The organism is Pseudomonas sp. P4_C4 (assembly GCF_056402055.1).
Window position 1 is genome coordinate 180,360 of sequence record NZ_JBFUID010000002.1, and the last position, 19,859, is coordinate 200,218.

Consider the following 19,859-nt stretch of genomic DNA (forward strand, 5'->3'; position numbering starts at 1 on the left):
CATGCTCAATACGCTGCGCAAGATCGTCCAGGAAGTTAACTCCGCCAAGGATCTCAAGGCGGCGTTGGGGATTATTGTGTTGCGCGTCAAAGAGGCCATGGGCAGCCAGGTCTGCTCGGTCTACCTGCTTGACCCCGAGACCAACCGCTTCGTGCTGATGGCCACCGAGGGCTTGAACAAGCGCTCGATCGGTAAAGTCAGCATGGCACCCAACGAAGGTCTGGTTGGCCTGGTCGGTACGCGCGAAGAACCCCTGAACCTCGAAAACGCTGCGGATCACCCGCGCTACCGATACTTCGCCGAGACCGGTGAAGAGCGCTTCGCCTCATTCCTCGGGGCACCGATCATTCACCACCGCCGCGTTGTCGGCGTGTTGGTCATCCAGCAAAAAGAACGTCGCCAGTTCGATGAAGGTGAAGAAGCTTTCCTCGTGACCATGAGCGCGCAGCTCGCTGGCGTTATCGCCCACGCCGAGGCCACCGGTTCGATCCGCGGCCTGGGCCGTCAGGGTAAAGGCATTCAGGAGGCCAAGTTCATCGGCGTTCCGGGTTCGCCGGGTGCGGCAGTCGGTACGGCGGTGGTCATGCTGCCGCCCGCCGATCTGGACGTGGTGCCGGACAAGAACATCACCGACATCGACGCCGAACTCGGTTTGTTCAAGACCGCCATCGAAGGCGTGCGCGCCGACATGCGCACCTTGTCCGCCAAACTCGCCACGCAGCTGCGCCCGGAAGAGCGGGCCTTGTTCGACGTCTACCTGATGATGCTCGACGATGCCGCGCTGGGCAGCGAAGTCACCACCGTGATCAAGACCGGGCAGTGGGCCCAGGGCGCTTTGCGCCAGGTGGTCACCGATCACGTCAACCGTTTCGAATTGATGGACGACGCCTACCTGCGCGAGCGGGCCTCGGACGTCAAGGACCTTGGTCGGCGATTGCTGGCTTACTTGCAGGAAGAGCGTCAGCAAACCCTGGTCTACCCCGACAACACCATTCTGGTCAGCGAAGAACTGACGCCGGCGATGCTCGGCGAGGTGCCGGAGGGCAAGCTGGTCGGCCTGGTGTCGGTGCTCGGCTCAGGCAACTCCCACGTCGCCATCCTCGCCCGCGCCATGGGTATTCCGACCGTGATGGGCCTGGTCGACCTGCCGTACTCCAAGGTCGACGGCATCCAGATGATCGTCGATGGCTACCACGGCGAGGTCTACACCAACCCGAGTGAAGTGCTGCGCAAGCAGTTCGCCGAGGTGGTCGAGGAAGAGAAACAACTGGCCCTGGGGCTGGATGCGCTGCGCGATCTGCCGTGCGTGACGGTCGATGGCCACCGCATGCCGCTGTGGGTCAACACCGGTTTGCTGGCGGATGTGGCGCGGGCGCAGAAGCGCGGTGCCGAAGGCGTGGGCCTGTACCGCACCGAAGTGCCGTTCATGATCAACCAGCGTTTCCCGAGCGAAAAGGAACAACTGGCGATCTACCGCGAGCAGCTCGCCGCGTTTCATCCGCAACCGGTGACTATGCGCACCCTGGACATCGGTGGCGACAAGTCACTGTCATACTTCCCGATCAAGGAAGACAACCCGTTCCTCGGCTGGCGCGGCATTCGCGTCACCCTCGACCACCCGGAAATTTTCCTGGTGCAGACCCGCGCCATGCTCAAGGCCAGCGAAGGTCTGAACAACCTGCGCATCCTGCTGCCGATGATCTCCGGCACTCACGAGCTGGAAGAAGCCTTGCATCTGATCCACCGCGCCTGGGGCGAAGTCCGCGACGAAGGCTGCGACGTGCCGATGCCGCCGATTGGCGTGATGATCGAAATTCCGGCAGCGGTGTATCAGACCAAGGAGCTGGCTCGGCAAGTGGACTTCCTTTCGGTCGGTTCCAACGACCTGACCCAGTACTTGCTGGCCGTGGACCGCAACAATCCGCGGGTGGCCGATCTTTACGACTACTTGCACCCGGCAGTGCTTCAGGCGCTGCAGAACGTGGTGCGTGATGCCCATACCGAAGGCAAGCCGGTGAGCATCTGCGGCGAAATGGCCGGTGACCCAGCGGCGGCCGTGCTGTTGATGGCGATGGGCTTCGACAGCCTGTCGATGAACGCCACCAACTTGCCGAAAGTGAAGTGGATGCTGCGCCAGATCAACCTGAGCAAGGCCAAGGAATTGCTGGCGGAACTAATGACCATCGACAACCCGCAAGTGATTCACAGCTCGTTACAGCTGGCGCTGAAGAACCTCGGGTTGGCGCGGATGATCAATCCGGCGGCGATCAAGCCCCTCTGAAAGGCTGATGACCCCATCGCGAGCAAGCTCGCTCCCACAGGATCTCTGGCGTTCACAAAATTTGTGTTCACTGGATATCCTTGTGGGAGCGAGCTTGCTCGCGATGGGGCCAGTCCAGACAGCACACAACTACAGCCTGATCTCCACTTCCCCAAGATGCCCGCCATACGGCCCGAAACTGCGCTCGACCATATGCCGCGCCCTATCCGCCTGCACAATCAACGCCGTACTCGCCCGCGTTCCATAACTCTGACTGGCAATGAACACGCTCGACAGCAACGTCTCGGTGGCCAGCCCCACGCCGGTATCTGGCAACTCGGCAAGCGGTGCGGTCTGCGCATCGCTCAATAACGCCAACAGCGCCTGAGGCTGCGGATCATCCAGCACCTCGCTCAACGCCGCCTTGGCTTTGAGCAGTTTCGGCCACGGCGTATCCAGCCCGGCATTGGATAACCCGTAGACCCCCGGGGCCAGCATCACCGCTTCCGATTCCAGTTGATTGAAGTGCCAGAGCTCATTGGTATTGCCGACCAGCAGGTTAAAGCCACCATATTCCAGCGAACGGTCGACAACATCGGCTAAATAGTCGTCAATTGGCATTTCCCCTGTGAGAAAACGCGCCACCAGCTCCCCACGAGACTTGCGCCCCGGCGGTCGATGGGGATCGCGAATATTGGTCAGCGCCGCAAAACGTCCCTGGGCACCGACACCGAGCCAGGTGCCACCGGCCTCGAGGTCGCGCCCCGCATGTACGTGCGGCGCTTCGGGCCATGGCGCCAGAGGCAGGCTGGGGCGGGCGTAGAACTCATCGCGATTGGCCGCCACGACCAGCGGTTGGGCATGACCCGGGCGCCAGGCAAAGACAATCAGGCACATAAGGCTGTCCTTGTGTGTTTTTTGCTCACTGTACGCAGACATCGCTCATCGATCCATCGCCTTGCACAGTGGAGCTCGAGGCCATGCATCCGTTACCATGCCGCTCCGGTTTTGGGGATGCGGGCGGGACGACAATGGAATTTCTGCTCTATCTGGCGCTCGGCGCCTGTGCAGGTGTGCTCGCCGGGCTGTTTGGCGTGGGCGGCGGGATCATCATCGTCCCGGTGCTGGTGTTCAGCTTCAAGGCCCAAGGGTTCAATCCGTCGATCCTCACGCATCTGGCAGTGGGTACCTCCCTGGCGACGATCATCTTTACTTCGGTCAACGCGGTACGCGAGCATCACCGCCGTGGTGCCGTACGTTGGCCGATCTTCATGTGGATGACCGTCGGCATTCTGATCGGTGCCGGGTTCGGCGCGCTGACGGCGGAAGCGATTTCCGGTCCCAATCTGCAGAAACTCATTGGTGTATTTGCCCTGGTGATCGCCGCTCAGCTGGCGCTGGACGTTAAACCCAAGGCCAGCCGAACCGTGCCGGGCAAACTCGGTCTGACCGTGGCCGGCAGCGTGATTGGCTGGGCTTCGGCGATTTTCGGCATTGGCGGCGGTTCGTTGACCGTGCCATTCCTGACCTGGCGCAGCGTGCCGATGCAGCAAGCCGTGGCCACTTCATCGGCCTGCGGTCTGCCGATTGCCCTGGCCAGTGCATTGAGTTTCATGATTCTGGGCTGGCACGATCCGTTGCTCCCGGCCCATAGTCTCGGTTTCATTTATTTGCCGGCGTTGCTGGGCATTGCCCTGACCAGCATGGTCTTCGCCCGCTTCGGTGCGCGACTGGCCCACAACCTGTCGCCAAAGTTGCTGAAACGGCTGTTTGCCGCTTTGCTGTTCTGCGTCGGTCTGAACTTTCTAGTCTGAAGCATCTGCTCTGACGGGCAGCGCAATCCTGGCTTAATCCTGAGGTGGCAGCGTCGCCCGGGAATTTTTAAGATTTGAACTCTAACGAGGAGTCGCAATGCTGCCTTACCCGCAGATCGACCCGGTGGCCCTGGCCATCGGTCCGCTGAAAATCCACTGGTACGGTCTGATGTACCTGATCGGCATCGGCGGCGCCTGGCTGCTGGCGTCCCGCCGGTTGAACCGCTTCGACCCGACCTGGACCAAGGAGAAACTCTCCGACATGGTGTTCTGGATGTCGATGGGGGTGATCGTCGGCGGGCGACTGGGTTACGTGCTGTTCTACGATCTGAGCGCTTACCTGGCCAACCCGACGCTGATTTTCGAAGTGTGGAAGGGCGGCATGTCGTTCCACGGCGGTTTCATCGGTGTGATGCTGGCGGCGTTGTGGTTCGGTAAAAAGAACAACAAGTCGTTCTTCCAGCTGATGGATTTCGTTGCGCCGATGGTGCCGATTGGCCTGGGTGCCGGTCGTATCGGCAACTTTATCAATGCCGAGCTGTGGGGCAAGCCGACCGACGTGCCGTGGGCAATGATCTTCCCGCCGTTCAGCGACCCGGCGCAGTTGCCGCGTCACCCGTCGCAGCTGTACCAGTTCGCCCTCGAGGGCGTGGCACTGTTCCTGATCCTCTGGCTGTTCTCGCGCAAGCCACGTCCGACCATGGCGGTATCGGGGATGTTCGCGCTGTTCTATGGCATCTTCCGCTTCATCGTCGAGTTCGTCCGCGTACCGGACGCCCAGCTGGGCTATCTGGCCTGGAACTGGCTGACCATGGGCCAGGTGCTGTGCGTGCCGATGATCGTCGGCGGGCTGTTCCTGATCTGGCTGGCCTATCACCGCGCCCCGGCGACTCCAGCGGCAGCCGTATAAAATCGAACCCCGGGGCTTGGGTCCCGGGTTCAAGGACACAGGTAATTCATGAAGCAATATCTCGAACTGGTCGCCCACGTCATCAAGAACGGCACCAAGCAGGCCAACCGTACCGGCGTGAACACCATCAGTTTTCCCGGTGCGATGCTGCGTTATGACCTGCAGGAAGGTTTTCCGGCGATCACCACGCGCAAGATGGCGTTCAAATCGGCCATCGGCGAAATGTGCGGATTCCTGCGTGGCGTGAACAACGCTGCCGAATTCCGCGCATTGGGCTGCAAGGTCTGGGACCAGAACGCCAACGAAAACGCCCAGTGGCTGGCCAACCCGTTCCGCCAGGGCGAAGACGACCTCGGCGAAATCTACGGCGTGCAATGGCGCAAATGGCCGGCGTACAAGCAGATCCCGGTCAGCAACCCGGCTGCCATCGAGCAGACTCTGAAGCAAGGCTACCGCCAGATTGCCGAAGGCGAGGAGGACGGCCAGACCTACGTGGTGCTGTACAAGGCCATCGACCAGGTCCGCCAGTGCGTCGATACCATCATCAAGGACCCGGGCAGCCGCCGTATCCTCTTCCACGGCTGGAACTGCGCCCAGCTCGATGAAATGGCCCTGCCACCGTGCCACCTGCTGTATCAGTTCCACCCGAATGTCGAGACCAGGGAGATTTCCTTGACCCTCTACATCCGCTCCAACGACCTGGGCCTGGGCACGCCGTTCAACCTCACCGAAGGTGCTGCTCTGCTGAGCCTGATCGGTCGCCTGACGGGCTACACGCCGCGCTGGTTCACCTATTTCATCGGTGATGCCCACGTCTACGAAAACCACCTGGACATGCTCAACGAACAGCTCAAGCGCGAGCCGTTCCCGATGCCGAAACTGGTGATTTCCGAGCGTGTGCCGGAGTTTGCCAAGACTGGTGAGTATCAGCCGCAATGGCTGGAGCTGGTGGAACCGAGCGATTTCTCGCTGGAAGGCTACGAGCACCACGCGCCGATGACCGCGCCGATGGCGGTCTAAAAAACCACCAACGACCCTGTGGGAGCGAGCTTGCTCGCGATAGCGATTTGTCAGTCACATCAATGTTGAATGTGCCGCCGTCATCGCGAGCAAGCTCGCTCCCACAGGGTTTTGCGGTGTGCTTAGTGGCCGTGACTGCGGCCCACATGGGAATGCCCCACCTCCGTCGCCACCACCCCGCCGCTCACTTCCAGCCGCTGCAAAATCCCGCATTGATCGATACCCGGTCCCTCGTCGCAGCGTTGGCGCAGCTCGAGCAGTTGTGTCTGCAAGGCCAGCAAGCCGTCGATCCGCGCCCTGACGTGGTGGATGTGCTCGTCGATCAGTGCGTTGACGCTTTCGCACTGGTCTTGCGGGCTGTCGCGAAACGCCAGCAGGCTGCGGATTTCTTCAAGCGTCATGTCGAGGGTGCGACAGTTACGGATGAAGGTCAGGCGCTCGGCGTGGGCCTGGGTGTAAACGCGATAATTGCCGTCACTGCGGGCTGGTTCCGGCAGCAGGTACTCGCGCTCGTAGTAGCGGATCGTTTCCACGGCGCAGTCCGTGAGTTTCGCCAATTCTCCAATTTTCATGACAACAATCTCCAAAACTCCAGAATGGGTGCTTGACCCTATAGTGGCTACAGGGTCTTTACTTGGCAACAGGCACTCTTATGGACGTAACCAATGAGCGATTCCCTGCACTCCCACAAACCCGGGGCTGAACACGAGCACAGCCACAAGCTCAAGCCCGTGCAAAAACATGGGCACGGCGGTCACGACGACTCCTGCTGCTCATCTAAAGCGGCAGCGCCTGCGCTGGTAAAACTGAGCGAATCGCCGACGATTGGCGCTAGGCTGAGTAGTTTCCGTATCGAGGCAATGGACTGTCCGACCGAACAGACGCTGATCCAAAATAAGCTAAGCAAACTGACCGGGGTACAGCAGCTGGAGTTCAATCTGATTAATCGGGTGCTTGGTGTGACCCACGATTTGCCCGGTATCGAGCCGATCGTCGAGGCCATCAAGTCCTTGGGCATGCAGGCCGAGCCGATGGACCAGGGGGCTGAAACCCCGACCCCGGCGCCCCGGCAAAAGCCGTGGTGGCCCTTGGCGCTGTCCGGTGTTGGTGCATTGCTGGCAGAAGTTATCCACTTCACCGGTTCCGCCCCGAACTGGTTGGTGGCGGTCATCGCGCTGGTCTCGATTCTCAGTGGCGGCCTTGGTACTTACAAAAAAGGCTGGATCGCCCTTAAAAACCGCAACCTGAACATCAACGCCCTGATGAGCATTGCCGTGACCGGCGCGGTTCTGATCGGCCAGTGGCCGGAAGCGGCGATGGTGATGTTCCTGTTCACTGTGGCCGAGTTGATCGAAGCCAGGTCCCTCGACCGTGCGCGTAACGCCATCGGCGGCCTGATGCAGATGACCCCGGACACGGCGACGGTGTTGCAGGCTGACGGGGGCTGGCTTGAGCAGGGTGTAAAAACCATTGGGCTTGGCGCGCGGGTACGGGTCCGTCCCGGTGAGCGTATCGGCCTGGACGGCGAAGTGCTGTCCGGTCGCTCGACCATCGACCAGGCGCCAATCACCGGTGAAAGCCTGCCGGTGGAAAAAACCGTCGGCGACAAAGTCTTCGCCGGCACCATCAATCAGGCCGGATCCCTGGAATATGAAGTAACCGCTGCGGCTGACAACTCGACCCTGGCGCGCATTATCCACGCCGTCGAGCAGGCTCAGGGCGCGCGGGCGCCGACCCAGCGTTTCGTCGACAGCTTCTCGAAAATCTACACCCCGGCAGTGTTCATCCTGGCCTTGGCCGTGGCGGTGATCCCGCCAATGTTCATGGGCGCGTTGTGGTTCGACTGGATCTACCGGGCGCTGGTGCTGCTGGTGGTGGCCTGCCCCTGTGCGCTGGTGATTTCCACGCCGGTGACCATCGTCAGTGGCCTCGCGGCGGCGGCGCGCAAAGGCATCCTGGTCAAGGGCGGCGTCTATCTGGAAGGCGGTTACAAGCTCGACTACCTGGCCCTGGACAAGACCGGCACCATCACCCACGGCAAACCGGTGCAGACCGATTACCTGTCGCTGGATCCGACCGCCGACGATTCGGCGCCTGCCATTGCCGCCGCGCTGGCCAGGCGCTCGGATCACCCGGTTTCCCAGGCCATTGCCAAAGCGGCTGTGGATAACCAAACAGCGACGCTGATTGTGGATAACTTCGAAGCGCTGGGCGGGCGCGGTGTGCGCGGCGAAATCAACGGCCAGCTCTACCATTTGGGCAACCATCGACTGGTGGAGGATCTGGGGCTGTGCTCGCCGGCGCTGGAAGAGAAACTGTTCGCCCTTGAAAAACAGGGCAAGTCGGTGGTGCTGCTGCTTGATCAGTCCGGGCCATTGGCGCTGTTCGCCGTCGCCGATACGGTAAAAGCGTCCAGCCGCGAAGCCATCCGGCAACTGCATGACCTGGGCATCAAAACCCTGATGCTCACGGGTGATAACGTCCACACCGCGCAAGCCATTGCCGCGCAAGTCGGCATCGACGAGGCCAAGGGCGACCTGTTGCCAGGCGACAAATTGCAGGCTGTCGAGGCTCTTTATGCCCAAGGGCATCGGGTCGGCATGGTCGGCGACGGCATCAACGACGCGCCTGCACTGGCGCGTTCCGAGATCGGTTTCGCCATGGCCGCCGCTGGCACCGATACCGCGATCGAGACCGCCGATGTCGCCCTGATGGACGACGATCTGCGAAAAATTCCGGCATTCATTGGCCTGTCGCGGCAGACATCAAGCATCCTCAAGCAGAACATCGCCCTGGCTTTGGTCATCAAGGCGATCTTTCTTGGGGTAACCTTCGCCGGGCTCGCTACCATGTGGATGGCAGTGTTCGCCGACATGGGCGTGAGTTTGCTGGTGGTGTTCAACGGTTTGCGCCTGCTGCGCAAGTAAAGGATGAGGGACGGTTGTGCTGAGTGCGGAGCTGAAGGCGTTTTACATGGTGGCCCGCCTGGGCAGCATTACCCAGGCTGCAAAAAAGCTTGGCCTGAGCCAGCCGACGGTGACGACGCAGATCCGCAACCTCGAAAGCCAGTATTCGGTCGAGCTGTTCTACCGTGGTGGCCGGCGTCTCAGTGTCAGCGAGGAGGGCGCGCGGCTGCTGCCGATGGTCAAGGTGCTGATGCAGCAGGAAGCCGACATCGAGTTTTTCCTGCGTAACTGCGGCCAGGTCCAGGGCACATTGCGCATTGCTGCCACGGCGCCGTATTACATCCTCGACCTGGTAAAAACATTCCGCGAACGTCTGCCGCAAGTGGAGGTGTCGGTGGAAATCGGCAACTCCCAACAGGTGCTTGAAGCGCTGGAGGATTATCGGGTCGATGTCGCGGCGTCGTCGCAGTTACTCGATGACGCACGGCTGATTCGCCGGGTACTCGGCAGCGATCCGCTGGTGTTGGCCGTGCATCGCAATCATCCGCTGGCGGTTCACGATCACGTTTCGCTCAGTGCATTGGCCGGGCATACCCTACTGATGCGCGAACCGGGTTCGACCACCCGTCGCCTGACCGAAGAGTTGCTGGCCAGTGCTGGCGTATGTTTTGGGCCGCTGCTGGAAATCGGCAGCCGCGAATCGATCCGCGAAGCGGTACTGCGCAACATCGGTATCAGCATCATTGCCCGCCAGGAAGTGCCCCATGATCCGCAGCTGCGGGTGCTGACCATCGAGAATGCGCCGCAGATTCCCGAATACCTGTACTGCCTCAAGGAGCGCAAAAACGCGCGACTGCCGGCGGCGTTTCTGGGGTTGGCGCAGGAAATGGCCCCGGTCTGAGATCTTTGGCGGCTGTTCAGGCCTCATCGCTGGCAAGCCAGCTCCTACAGGGGAATGCGAAACCTTGTAGGAGCTGGCTTGCCAGCGAAGGCGTCAGTCCTGACAACACAGCACCTGAACCAAAATCCTTGAATACCACTATCGGCGGTTTTTGCCTTACTGCCACATGACGGACTCATTACAACTCTAGGATGGCCCCATCTGCCAGATGAGGTCCGTCCATGAACAACCCGATCGCAACTGCCTTGACCAACCCCGGCGCACCGATGAAAGTGCGCGGAGTGCAGAAGCGCTTTGGCGCCTTCACGGCGCTGGATAACGTTTCCCTCGACGTGGCGGCCGGTGAGCTGGTGTGTCTGCTCGGCCCTTCGGGCTGTGGCAAGACCACCTTGCTGCGCTGCATCGCCGGTCTTGAGAAGCAGGACAGCGGCGAGTTGTACTTGGGTGATCGCGACGTTTCCCACCTGGCACCCCAGGCGCGGGACTACGGCATTCTGTTCCAGTCCTACGCCTTGTTCCCCAACCTCACCGTCGAAGCGAACATTGCCTATGGCCTCGCCGGCAGCGGTCGCGACGAAGTGCGCCGTCGTGTCGGTCAGATGCTGGAACTGGTCGGCCTGACCGGTAGCGAGAAAAAATACCCGGGCCAGTTGTCCGGCGGGCAGCAGCAACGTGTGGCGCTGGCCCGCGCCCTGGCGCCTGCGCCTTCGTTGTTGTTACTGGACGAACCGATGTCGGCCCTCGATGCCCGGGTGCGCGAGCATCTGTGCACCGAACTGCGCCAACTGCAACGCAACCTCGGCATCACCACCCTGATGGTCACCCACAATCAGGACGAGGCCATGCTGATGGCCGACCGTATCGCCGTGATGAACAACGGCAAGGTCGAGCAGTACGCCACGCCGCAGGAAATCTACAACCGTCCGGCCACGCCATTCGTGGCGGAGTTCGTCGGCCAGGGTAACTGGTTGCCGTTCCAGCGCAGTAGCGACAGCCACGCTCAGGTCGGCGGAATGAGCATGCGACTGGCCGATGGCGGCGCCAAGACCGCCTCGGGCCGTTTGTTCTGCCGTCCGGAAGCGATCAACGTCAACCCGCTGGTGCATGAGGAAAACCTGTTCCCCGCCAAGGTTCGTGAAATCACCTTCCTCGGCAACCGCTGCCGCATGAGCTTCGAGCTCGATCAATTGCCGGGCCACGCACTGTTGGCGGAACTGGCGCCGGAAGCCATGCCGCGCCTTGGCGCCCAGCAGATCATGGTCGCCTTGCCGCCGCGCAGCCTGCAGGTGTTTGCCTGATGAGCGCGAACATCGCGCTGCCGCTGCCACACAAGCAGTTGCGGCAGACCACCCGTGCCGAAATCGGTGACCGGCTTTTCGTGGTCGGCGGAAAAGTCCTTCTGTTGGTGTTGTTGGGTGTTGCCGTATTGATGCCGTTGCTGGCGATCTTCTGGCGTGGTTTCAGCGCCGAGGCCGGGCAGGGCGGTGGCTGGGTCGCCGCGAAAGAGCTGGTGACCAGCGAGAACTTCCACTGGCTCCTGGGCAATAGCCTGAAAGTTTCCCTCAGCGTCGCGGCCATCGTCGTACCGCTGGCCTACCTGTTTGCCTACGCCCTGCAACGCACCTTGATTCCGGCTAAAGGCATCTGGCGTGGCATTTCGCTGCTGCCATTGATGGCGCCATCAATGCTGCCCGGCATCGCGTTGGTTTATCTGTTCGGCAATCAGGGCATGTTGCGCGGCCTGCTTTCGGACAACATCTACGGCTTCTGGGGCATTGTGCTCGGCGAGGTCATCTACACCTTCCCGCACGCCTTGATGATTCTTCTGTCGGCCCTGTCCCTGGCCGATGCGCGACTGTTCGACGCCGCCTCCAGCATGGGCGCCAGCCCGGCCAAAGCCTTCCGCAGCATCACTTGGCCGGCGACCCGTCAGGCCGTGTTCGCCGCGTTCTGTCTGGTGTTCACCCTGACCATCACTGACTTCGGTGTACCGGTGGTGGTCGGTGGCGACTATCAAGTGTTGGCGCTGGAAGCCTACAAGGCGGTGGTCGGCCAGCAACAGTTCGGTCGCGGGGCGTTGATCGGCATGGTGTTGTTGCTGCCGGCGCTGTTCAGCTTCGGCGTCGATGCCTGGTTGCGTCGTCGTCACGGCGACTCCATGAACGGTCGCGCCCAAGTGTTCAAACCCGCGCCGTCGAAGCTGCGCGACAGCTGCTACCTGGCCATCGTGTTGCTGATCTGCGCCGCGCTCCTGCTGGTGTTCAGCATGGCGGTGTTCTCCTCGCTGGTGAAGTTCTGGCCGTACAACCTGTCGCTGTCGCTCAACCACTATCAGTTCAACGAAACCGCCGGCGGTGGCTGGCTGGCCTACGGCAACAGCCTGAAGATGGCCCTGGGCACGGCGTTGATCGGCAGCCTGCTGATTTTCACCGGCGCCTACCTGATGGAAAAAACCAGGGGCCAGCGCGGCCTGAACCTGACCTTGCGCATGCTCAGTTTCGTACCGATGGCGGTGCCGGGCCTGGTGCTGGGGTTGGGTTACGTCTTCTTCTTCAATCTCACCGGCAACCCGTTGCATGTGCTGTACGGGACCATGACCCTGCTGATCGTCTGCACCATTGCCCACTATTTGACCACCGCGCAAATGACCGCCACCACCGCGCTGCGCCAACTCGACGCCGAGTTCGAAGCCGCCGCGCTGTCGCTCAAGGCGCCGCTGTACCGACACTACCTGCGAGTCACCGTGCCGATCTGCCTGCCGGCGTTGCTGGACATCGTGCGCTACCTGTTCGTCTCGGCCATGACCACCGTTTCGGCGGCGATCTTTCTCTACAGCCCCGACACCATCCTCGCGGCGGTGGCGGTGCTGAACATGGACGACGCCGGCAACGTCGGCGGTGCGGCAGCGATGTCGACCCTGATCCTGATTACCTCGGCGGGCGTGTCCCTGCTGCTGGCCTGGGCCTCGCGGGGTTTGCTGCGCCGCTCCCAGGCCTGGCGGCAGACGGCACCCGGTCAATGATCTGTACAACCCACTCAACTCAACAACAGGAAAAGATCATGTTCAAGCCTATGGCCCTGGCCGCTGCTGTCCTCACCGCTTTCAGCCTGAACGCCTTCGCGGCGAAAACCGAGTTGACGGTGTACACCGCCCTCGAAGCCGAACAACTGAAGACCTACAAAGAGGCTTTCGAGAAGACCAACCCGGACGTCGAAATCAAGTGGGTGCGTGACTCCACCGGCATCATCACCGCCAAACTGCTGGCCGAAAAAGCCCGTCCACAGGCGGATGCTGTGTGGGGTCTGGCCGCTTCCAGCCTGGCGATCCTCGATCAGCAAGGCATGCTGCAAAGCTATGCACCGAAGGATCTGGGCAAGATCGGCGCGAACTACCGCGACGCCGCCAACCCGCCAGCCTGGGTCGGCATGGACGTCTGGGCCGCAACCATTTGCTTCAACACCGTTGAAGCCGAGAAGCTGGGCCTGACCAAGCCAGTGAGCTGGCAGGACCTGACAAAGCCTGAGTACAAAGGCAAGATCGTCATGCCGAACCCGGCATCGTCCGGCACCGGTTTCCTCGACGTCAGCGCCTGGCTGCAAACCTTCGGCGAGAAGCAGGGTTGGGCCTACATGGACGGCCTGCACCAGAACATCGGGCAGTACGTTCACTCCGGCTCCAAGCCTTGCAAACTGGCGGCGGCTGGCGAATTCCCGATCGGTATTTCCTTTGAATACCCAGCCGTTCAGCTGAAGCGCCAGGGCGCACCGCTGGACATCATCCTGCCGAAGGAAGGTTTGGGCTGGGAGATCGAAGCGACTGCCGTGATCAAGGGCACTACCCACGAAGAAGCGGCGAAGAAACTGGCTGACTTCTCCGCCAGCCCTGAGGCAATGGAGCTCTATAAAGAAAACTTTGCCGTACTCGCCCAGCCTGGCATCGCCAAGCCACAGACCGAACTGCCAGCCGACTACGAACAGCGCCTGATCAAGAATGACTTCGTCTGGGCTTCGAAGAACCGCGACGAGATCCTGACCGAGTGGCGCAAGCGCTATGACGGCAAGTCCGAGAAAGTGGCGGCCAAGTAAGGTCTTTATCGGCTGACAGGGCCTCATCGTCGGAACGCCGCCCGGACCAAGCTCGCTCCCACAGGGGATGTGCGTCGAACACAAAACCAATGTGGGAGCGAGCTTGCTCGCGATGGCGGTCTCGAACTCAGGACAAAACTCCATGACACAACACAACGACATGCTGATCGTCGGCGCCGGCATCCTGGGTTTGTCCCATGCGTATGCCGCCGCCAAACGCGGTCTCAAGGTCACGGTTTTCGAGCGCAGCGAAACGCCCCTCGGCGCTTCGGTGCGCAACTTCGGCCAGGCACTGGTCACTGGCCAACCGCCGGGACCGATGCTGGAACTGGCCCGCGCCAGTCGCGGAATCTGGGGCGACTGGGCACAGCTCGCCGGCCTGCAACTCAGGCGCAATGGCTCGTACCTGTTCGCCCGCACCGAAGCGGAAGAACAGTTGCTGGAAGCCTTCTGCGAGGGCCGCGCCGTCGAACACGGTTACCGCGTCGACCTGTTGCGCGGCGCTGCGCTGCGCGATTTGTACGGCGGTCAGTTCCGCCATCACCGCGCTGCGTTGCATGGCATGGACGATCAGCAACTGTATTCCCGCGAAGCGATTCCGGCGCTGATCGACTTCCTGCGCCGCGACCTGGGTGTCGAGTTTCATTTCTCTACCCTGGTGCACGATATCGAGCCGGGTCGCCTGCACAGCACCGCCGGCAGCTTCAGTGCCGAGCAGATCATCGTCTGCTCCGGCCACGATTATCAGACGTTGCTGGCCGAACAGATCGCCGAACTCGAGCCGCAAATCTGCCGCCTGCAAATGCTCCGCGCCCGCCCGCGAATCAACCTCAACCTGCAACACGCGTTGCTCACCGGTTTGAGTTGCGTGCACTACGGCGCCTTCGCCGACTTGCCGGAGGCTGCGGCGGTGCAGGCAGAAATCCTGCAGTACGCGCCGCATCTGCACGAAAACGGCATCCACCTGCTGATCAGCCCGACGCCCTATGGCGAATTGATCATTGGCGATTCGCACCATTACGGCAGCGATCCGTCGCCCTTCAATGCCGAGCAGGTCGACGACTGGATGATCGAACTGGCCGAGCAGACCCTGGGCTGCAAGGTGCAAGTGGTCGAACGCTGGCAGGGTGTCTATGGTTCACGGGGGCCGGGACCGTTCTCGTTCCTGCGCCCGGCAAAAGGCCTGGGCGTGGCGTTGATGCACACCGGTGTCGGCATGAGCGTCGGGCCGGCGATGGCTGAACGAAACATCGCAGCTGTGTTGGGGGAAATCTGACGGAGCGCAATGAACAAGTGATTGCCGAGGTGTTCGGTTTGTACGAGCGTTTTGGCGACAGCGATTACATCGGCGAACCGGTGTCGCAGATCGAGCACATGTCCCAGGCGGCGGAGCTGGCCATGGCCGAAGGCTTCGACGATGAAGTGATTCTGGCGGCGTTCTTTCACGACATCGGGCATATCTGCGCGGAAAGTGCGGAGAATATGGGCGGCTTCGGTGTGGTCGGCCATGAGCGCCTGGGGGCCGACTACCTACGCCGCGCCGGCTTCAGCGAGCGCATGGCGCGGCTGGTCGAATACCACGTACAGGCCAAGCGTTATCTGACGCTAGTGGAGCCTGGCTACTACCAGCGCCTGAGCGAAGCCAGTTGCCGGACCCTGGAATATCAGGGCGGGGTGATGACGACTGTAGAGGCTGAAGCGTTCGGGCAGGACCCGCTGTGTGCCGTGAGTTTGCGCATGCGCCAGTGGGATGAACTGGCCAAAGAGATGCATGTGCCGGTCATCGATTTGGCAATCCTGAAACGTAAGGCCGAGTCATTGCTGGAACGGAATCAGGAGTCCCGTGTTCAGTGAACAAGGCAGACAAACAATAGCGAAACACCTTACGCAGTGTGTTGGCTTGCGCTGACAGAACCGGGATCTGCGGTGGGGGTAGGTTTGACATTCATTTAACAGGCAAGGAATGCTCATGCGCTATTTGAAAGTCACCGCCCAGGATCGCGTCGGCAACGGTTGCGCCGATTCCGTGTTGCTGCAGTTTTACGAACAGGTCGGAAAATCGTGGGAAGACCAGGAAATGAACAAGGCTTTCGCCGTGGACTTCAACGCCGACGGCAAAGTGGACTACAAGATGGGAGATGTCACCAACAATGGTAGGGAAAACACAGTTGACCAACGTTTACTGGAGACCTTCGCCAATACCTATCTGAAGTTTCACTGGTTCAATCGTGGCGCCACCTGGAGCCGCTATCTCAAGATTTTTGCCGAAGATTTTCACCGCGACGGAACGCCAAATGTGGTTCGTCTGCAATTGCATGAAGGCACTGGTCTGGCGTCGGATCGCACGCAGGTGTCCTGGAGTGCAGTGTTCGACGTGGACAATGACGGCACGCTCGATTGCAGCGTTCAGGGCGATGTCAATCGCGATGGTCTGTTCGACAAGGTTGACCAGGTTCTGGTGAAACAGTTGGCAGGCACGTTTCTCAAGTTCAACTGGCGCTGATCATGAGAGCGGCAGAGGGTTGTGCTTTGCAGGGCTAAAGCTGCTGCGCCAACGCCTCAACCTGTTCCTGCCGCTCCGCCTGATTTAGTTTGGAATGAGGATTGAGCGAGGACCACTGCGGATGTGCCCGGGCTTTGTTCAGAGCCTCGGGCAGTTTGCCTTCACGCCAGCTCTTGTCCTGTGGCGCGGCGACCTGAATGCTGTCCATCGCCGCATGCCCACGGGCGTTGAGCGCTTGCAGCAATTGCCGCTGACGCAGCGCCAACAGCCGCAGCACGTTGTCGTCCACCGTCAGTTCGCGCTGGCCCTTGACCTTGCCGAGCAAGCGCCTGCCGTAACTGCGCGCGGTTTGCAGCGCACCGCCGGCGATGGCACCGGCCAGTGCGGCGGTGCCGAGGGTAATGCCGCCCACCAGCAAATCGACCCCGGCCCCCGCAGCAGCACCCGCCGCGATCCCGCCGCCGACGCGCACGCCCAGTTGCTTGAGAGTTTCCGGGTTGAACAGGTCATTGCCCCAACGGCCGTCGAGCAGCGGTAAATCACTGGCCGCGGCGTCCTGTGGGCGGAAAGCGTAGAGTTTGAGCAGGGCCTCGACGCAACGCTGTTCCCGTTGTCGCACGGACTTGCGCAGTTCGCTGATGGCTTGTTGTTCCTGCTCGGCTTCACTGACCACACTGCGTCGGCAAGCCGCGCAATCAATCAGCAATTCGGCAATCAATCGCTCTGCGCTTTGTTGGCGGGCCAGGCGTTGAGCCTGCTGATCGGCGATCAGGCGTTCCAGTTGCGGTCGGGCAGACTCCAGCAGCAGGGCGAGACTTTCATAAAGTCGACGCTCGCCATCCTCCGGCGGCGCGACGCTGTCAAAGCGCACCAAGGCATGCAAACCCAGCCGCGCCAGCGCTTCACGCCATGCCGGCTCGCGATGGTTGGCGCTGCTGACGAAGTTCAGCACCGGCAGCAAGGGTTTGCCGCAACTGGCCAGCACTTCCAGTTCGTCGCGATACTTGGCCAGCACCGGCTCCCGGGCGTCGATCACATAAAGCCCGGCGTCCGACGCCAGCAACTGGCGCAGCACCTTGGCCTCCTGTTCGAAGCGTTGCCGGGCTTCGCTACCCTCGAGGAAGCGCGCCAGGCGTGCCGGGCCGTCGAGGCGTTCACCGGGACGCTCCAGGCGTTCGAGGTAATCGAGCAGGGCTATGGCGTCTTCCAGTCCGGGGGTGTCATAGAGGTCGAGCAACGGCTCGCCGTCCACTGACAATCGTGCGCCCTCGACATGCCGTGTGGTGCTGGGGCGATGGGACACTTCACCGAAGCCGACGTCACGAGTCAGGGTACGCAGCAACGAGGTTTTGCCGACATTGGTGTGGCCGACCACGGCGAGTTTCAGAGGCTGTTTCCAGGCGTCAGTCATGACCCGTCTCCAGCCAGTTCATCGGTGCACAATCGGCAAACGGCAGCTCAAGCTGTTGCAGCGCCACGTGCCAGTCGCCCAGGCGTTCGGCGTCCAGCGCTTCACCGGGGGGCGCCTGCAACAACCACACGCGGGTGGCGCTGGCGCTGCGGGCCAGTTCGGCAATCAAGGCCAGGCTGCCGCGATCCGGCGAACGCCGTGGATCGCACGCAATGGCCAGGCGCGCCGGGGGAAAGCGGCTCAGTTGTTCGAGGAGTTTGTGCCGCGATTCGCGGCTGTCGAGGATGCCGACGTTGCTGACGTTTTTCGGCAGTTGTGGCGGCCACGGGCGGTCGTCGTCCAGCTCGATGGCGACCAATAGAGCACCATCACTTTGTTGTTCGCTGACGCCGCCTTCCACGCGATGCAGTTGCGCCGGTGCCGCATCGCTGACGCCGAGGCGCTCGCTGGTGGGCATCAAGCGCTCGCGCAGTTGTGCGTAACCGGGCAGGTTCAAATCCAGACGTAGCGCCGTTTGCCCCGTTTTCCAGCGCCACAGGCAAAACAGCGCCAGCAGCAGGCGCGGCACAACGCCGTAGACCAGCAAGATGCCGACCAGCCACGCAGCCCAGGCCTGACGGGCACTTTCGATGTTCAGTGCGGCATCGCCACTGGCGCGGATCATTTCTTCGGTCGGCACGCTGAAGCCGAGCAGAGCCGGTAGCACGCCAAACGCCTGAGTGACGGCGATAAAGGTGTCGGCACTGAGGATCGTGGTTTCCCAGACAAAACCGTAGCGCCGGGTCGCCATCAGCGTCAGCAGAATGACCAGGGCGCTGAGCATCGCCAGCAACCACAGGCCGTTGACCAGCACGCCGATAGCCCAGCGATTGAGTTTCTGGCGTTGCAGCAACAGGAGCAGGGCCGGTGCCAGTTGTGCGGCTTTGGCATCACGCGCAAGTTTTTCACTTAGCCACAGCCACAGGCGTCCGAGGCTGGCGCCTTGTTCGCCGGCGAACACCAGTCCCAGGGCCCAGCTCAGCAGCAGGATCAGATTGAGCCCGAGCAGGCTGCCCAAGGCCCAGAACACATTCACCGGGTGCAGGCCGTCGCCCATTGCAGCAAAGGCCAGGCCGGCGCCGCTGATCACCGCCAGCACCGCCATTACCATCAGCGCCAGTCGCGCGCCTTGCAGCCAGTGTTTGAGAGCATCGCTCAAGCCATCGCGCTCGGCCAGCCACAGGGCCCGGCGTTGAATGCGCGACGGCAAATCGCCGCCGGCGCTGCGGGCCAGCCGGTTGGCTTCAAGGTCTTCCAGGGGGCCTGCGTGTTCTTCGCGCAGTCGAATGGTTTCTGTCAGCCAGAGGGTATTGAGTTCAGTCACGCGGCATCCCGTCGCTTAATTGAGCTGTGAGCATAACCGCTGTGGCGCTTATCGGCGAAAGCGAGGCTCTGGTATCCTCGCGGGCATGACTAAATCACTCCCCCTCAGCCTGATCGCAGCCCTCGGTGAAAACCGTGTGATCGGCGTCGACAACAGCATGCCCTGGCACTTGCCGGGGGACTTCAAATATTTCAAGGCCACCACGCTCGGCAAGCCGATCATCATGGGCCGCAAGACCTGGGACTCCCTCGGTCGTCCGTTGCCGGGCCGCTTGAACATTGTGGTCAGCCGTCAGGTGGATCTGGTGCTGGAAGGCGCGGAGGTTTATCCGTCGCTGGAAGCTGCCGTCGTTCGCGCCGAAGAATGGGCGAAGGAACAGGGCGTTGATGAGCTGATGCTGATTGGTGGTGCGCAGTTGTATGCGCAAGGGCTGGCGCAGGCTGATCGGCTATACCTGACTCGCGTGGCGCTGAGCCCGGAAGGGGACGCTTGGTTTCCGGAGTTTGATTTGAACCAGTGGAAACTGGTGTCGAATGTGCCGAACCCGGCCGAAGGCGAAAAACCTGCGTACAACTTCGAAGTCTGGGAAAAAGCCTAAAAGCATCGCGAGCAAGCTCGCTCCCACAGTGTTTTGAGGTGAATCACAAATTGTGTGAACACCACAGATCCCTGTGGGAGCGAGCTT

17 protein-coding genes are annotated in these 19,859 nt (G+C 61.5%); 13 read left to right on the plus strand and 4 right to left on the minus strand.

The window, feature by feature from the left end:
• Window position 1: 1 nt before the first annotated feature.
• A complete protein-coding gene (gene ptsP / locus AC1DXW_RS02425; protein WP_477754012.1) occupies window positions 2-2,281 on the plus strand; it encodes a phosphoenolpyruvate--protein phosphotransferase in 2,280 nt (759 codons plus the stop codon).
• A 129-nt stretch (window positions 2,282-2,410) separates the two neighbouring features.
• Here ptsP and AC1DXW_RS02430 read toward each other — a convergent pair whose 3' ends face one another.
• Window positions 2,411-3,157, minus strand: coding sequence for an NRDE family protein (locus tag AC1DXW_RS02430; RefSeq protein ID WP_477754028.1), 747 nt, complete (start codon window positions 3,155-3,157; stop codon window positions 2,411-2,413).
• A 134-nt stretch (window positions 3,158-3,291) separates the two neighbouring features.
• Here AC1DXW_RS02430 and AC1DXW_RS02435 point away from each other — a divergent pair, with 134 nt between their 5' ends.
• The 3 genes from AC1DXW_RS02435 to AC1DXW_RS02445 all read left to right on the plus strand — a co-directional run bounded on the left by AC1DXW_RS02435 (window position 3,292) and on the right by AC1DXW_RS02445 (window position 6,004).
• Window positions 3,292-4,074, plus strand: a complete 783-nt coding sequence (locus AC1DXW_RS02435; RefSeq protein WP_477754013.1) for a sulfite exporter TauE/SafE family protein — start codon at window positions 3,292-3,294, stop codon at window positions 4,072-4,074.
• A gap of 97 nt (window positions 4,075-4,171) precedes the next feature.
• Entirely contained in the window at window positions 4,172-4,984 is an 813-nt protein-coding gene (gene lgt / locus AC1DXW_RS02440) for a prolipoprotein diacylglyceryl transferase (protein WP_047534642.1), read from the plus strand.
• 48 nt (window positions 4,985-5,032) lie between these two features.
• A complete protein-coding gene (locus AC1DXW_RS02445) occupies window positions 5,033-6,004 on the plus strand; it encodes a thymidylate synthase (protein WP_477754014.1) in 972 nt (323 codons plus the stop codon).
• A gap of 122 nt (window positions 6,005-6,126) precedes the next feature.
• Here the strand turns inward: AC1DXW_RS02445 and cadR are convergent, their stop codons facing one another.
• A complete protein-coding gene (gene cadR, locus AC1DXW_RS02450; protein ID WP_477754015.1) occupies window positions 6,127-6,576 on the minus strand; it encodes a Cd(II)/Pb(II)-responsive transcriptional regulator in 450 nt (149 codons plus the stop codon).
• Window positions 6,577-6,669: 93 nt separating this feature from the next.
• Here cadR and AC1DXW_RS02455 point away from each other — a divergent pair, with 93 nt between their 5' ends.
• From AC1DXW_RS02455 to AC1DXW_RS02490, 8 genes are all read left to right on the plus strand, one after another.
• A complete protein-coding gene (locus tag AC1DXW_RS02455) occupies window positions 6,670-8,931 on the plus strand; it encodes a heavy metal translocating P-type ATPase (RefSeq protein ID WP_477754016.1) in 2,262 nt (753 codons plus the stop codon).
• A gap of 16 nt (window positions 8,932-8,947) precedes the next feature.
• On the plus strand, window positions 8,948-9,811 hold the full coding sequence (locus tag AC1DXW_RS02460; protein ID WP_477754017.1) for a LysR family transcriptional regulator: 864 nt from the start codon (window positions 8,948-8,950) through the stop codon (window positions 9,809-9,811).
• A gap of 221 nt (window positions 9,812-10,032) precedes the next feature.
• The gene (locus tag AC1DXW_RS02465; protein WP_477754018.1) at window positions 10,033-11,109 is read left to right on the plus strand and encodes a putative 2-aminoethylphosphonate ABC transporter ATP-binding protein; all 1,077 of its coding nucleotides are present in this window, start codon (window positions 10,033-10,035) and stop codon (window positions 11,107-11,109) included.
• Window positions 11,109-12,833 (plus strand): putative 2-aminoethylphosphonate ABC transporter permease subunit, encoded by a 1,725-nt coding sequence (locus AC1DXW_RS02470; protein ID WP_477754019.1) that lies wholly within the window; start codon window positions 11,109-11,111, stop codon window positions 12,831-12,833. The genes AC1DXW_RS02465 and AC1DXW_RS02470 overlap by 1 nt, the downstream gene beginning before the upstream one ends.
• Window positions 12,834-12,871: 38 nt before the next feature.
• Complete coding sequence (locus AC1DXW_RS02475) at window positions 12,872-13,897, plus strand: putative 2-aminoethylphosphonate ABC transporter substrate-binding protein (RefSeq protein ID WP_477754020.1); 1,026 nt, start codon at window positions 12,872-12,874, stop codon at window positions 13,895-13,897.
• Window positions 13,898-14,039: 142 nt separating this feature from the next.
• The gene (locus AC1DXW_RS02480; protein ID WP_477754021.1) at window positions 14,040-15,173 is read left to right on the plus strand and encodes a TIGR03364 family FAD-dependent oxidoreductase; all 1,134 of its coding nucleotides are present in this window, start codon (window positions 14,040-14,042) and stop codon (window positions 15,171-15,173) included.
• A gap of 17 nt (window positions 15,174-15,190) precedes the next feature.
• Complete coding sequence (locus AC1DXW_RS02485) at window positions 15,191-15,751, plus strand: phosphonate degradation HD-domain oxygenase (RefSeq protein WP_477754022.1); 561 nt, start codon at window positions 15,191-15,193, stop codon at window positions 15,749-15,751.
• Between the two features lie 115 nt (window positions 15,752-15,866).
• The gene (locus AC1DXW_RS02490; protein ID WP_477754023.1) at window positions 15,867-16,400 is read left to right on the plus strand and encodes a hypothetical protein; all 534 of its coding nucleotides are present in this window, start codon (window positions 15,867-15,869) and stop codon (window positions 16,398-16,400) included.
• A gap of 34 nt (window positions 16,401-16,434) precedes the next feature.
• On the opposite strand, the gene AC1DXW_RS02495 is transcribed toward AC1DXW_RS02490, so the two are convergent.
• Together AC1DXW_RS02495 and AC1DXW_RS02500 are read right to left on the minus strand one after the other, a co-directional pair.
• Window positions 16,435-17,811: a GTPase/DUF3482 domain-containing protein gene (locus tag AC1DXW_RS02495; RefSeq protein WP_477754024.1), complete on the minus strand. Its 1,377-nt coding sequence runs from the start codon at window positions 17,809-17,811 to the stop codon at window positions 16,435-16,437.
• Entirely contained in the window at window positions 17,804-19,174 is a 1,371-nt protein-coding gene (locus AC1DXW_RS02500; protein WP_477754025.1) for a DUF2868 domain-containing protein, read from the minus strand. The genes AC1DXW_RS02495 and AC1DXW_RS02500 overlap by 8 nt, the downstream gene beginning before the upstream one ends.
• Before the next feature lie 85 nt (window positions 19,175-19,259).
• On the opposite strand from AC1DXW_RS02500, the gene AC1DXW_RS02505 reads away from it, so the two are divergent.
• Window positions 19,260-19,772, plus strand: coding sequence for a dihydrofolate reductase (locus AC1DXW_RS02505; protein WP_477754026.1), 513 nt, complete (start codon window positions 19,260-19,262; stop codon window positions 19,770-19,772).
• Window positions 19,773-19,859: the final 87 nt, after the last annotated feature.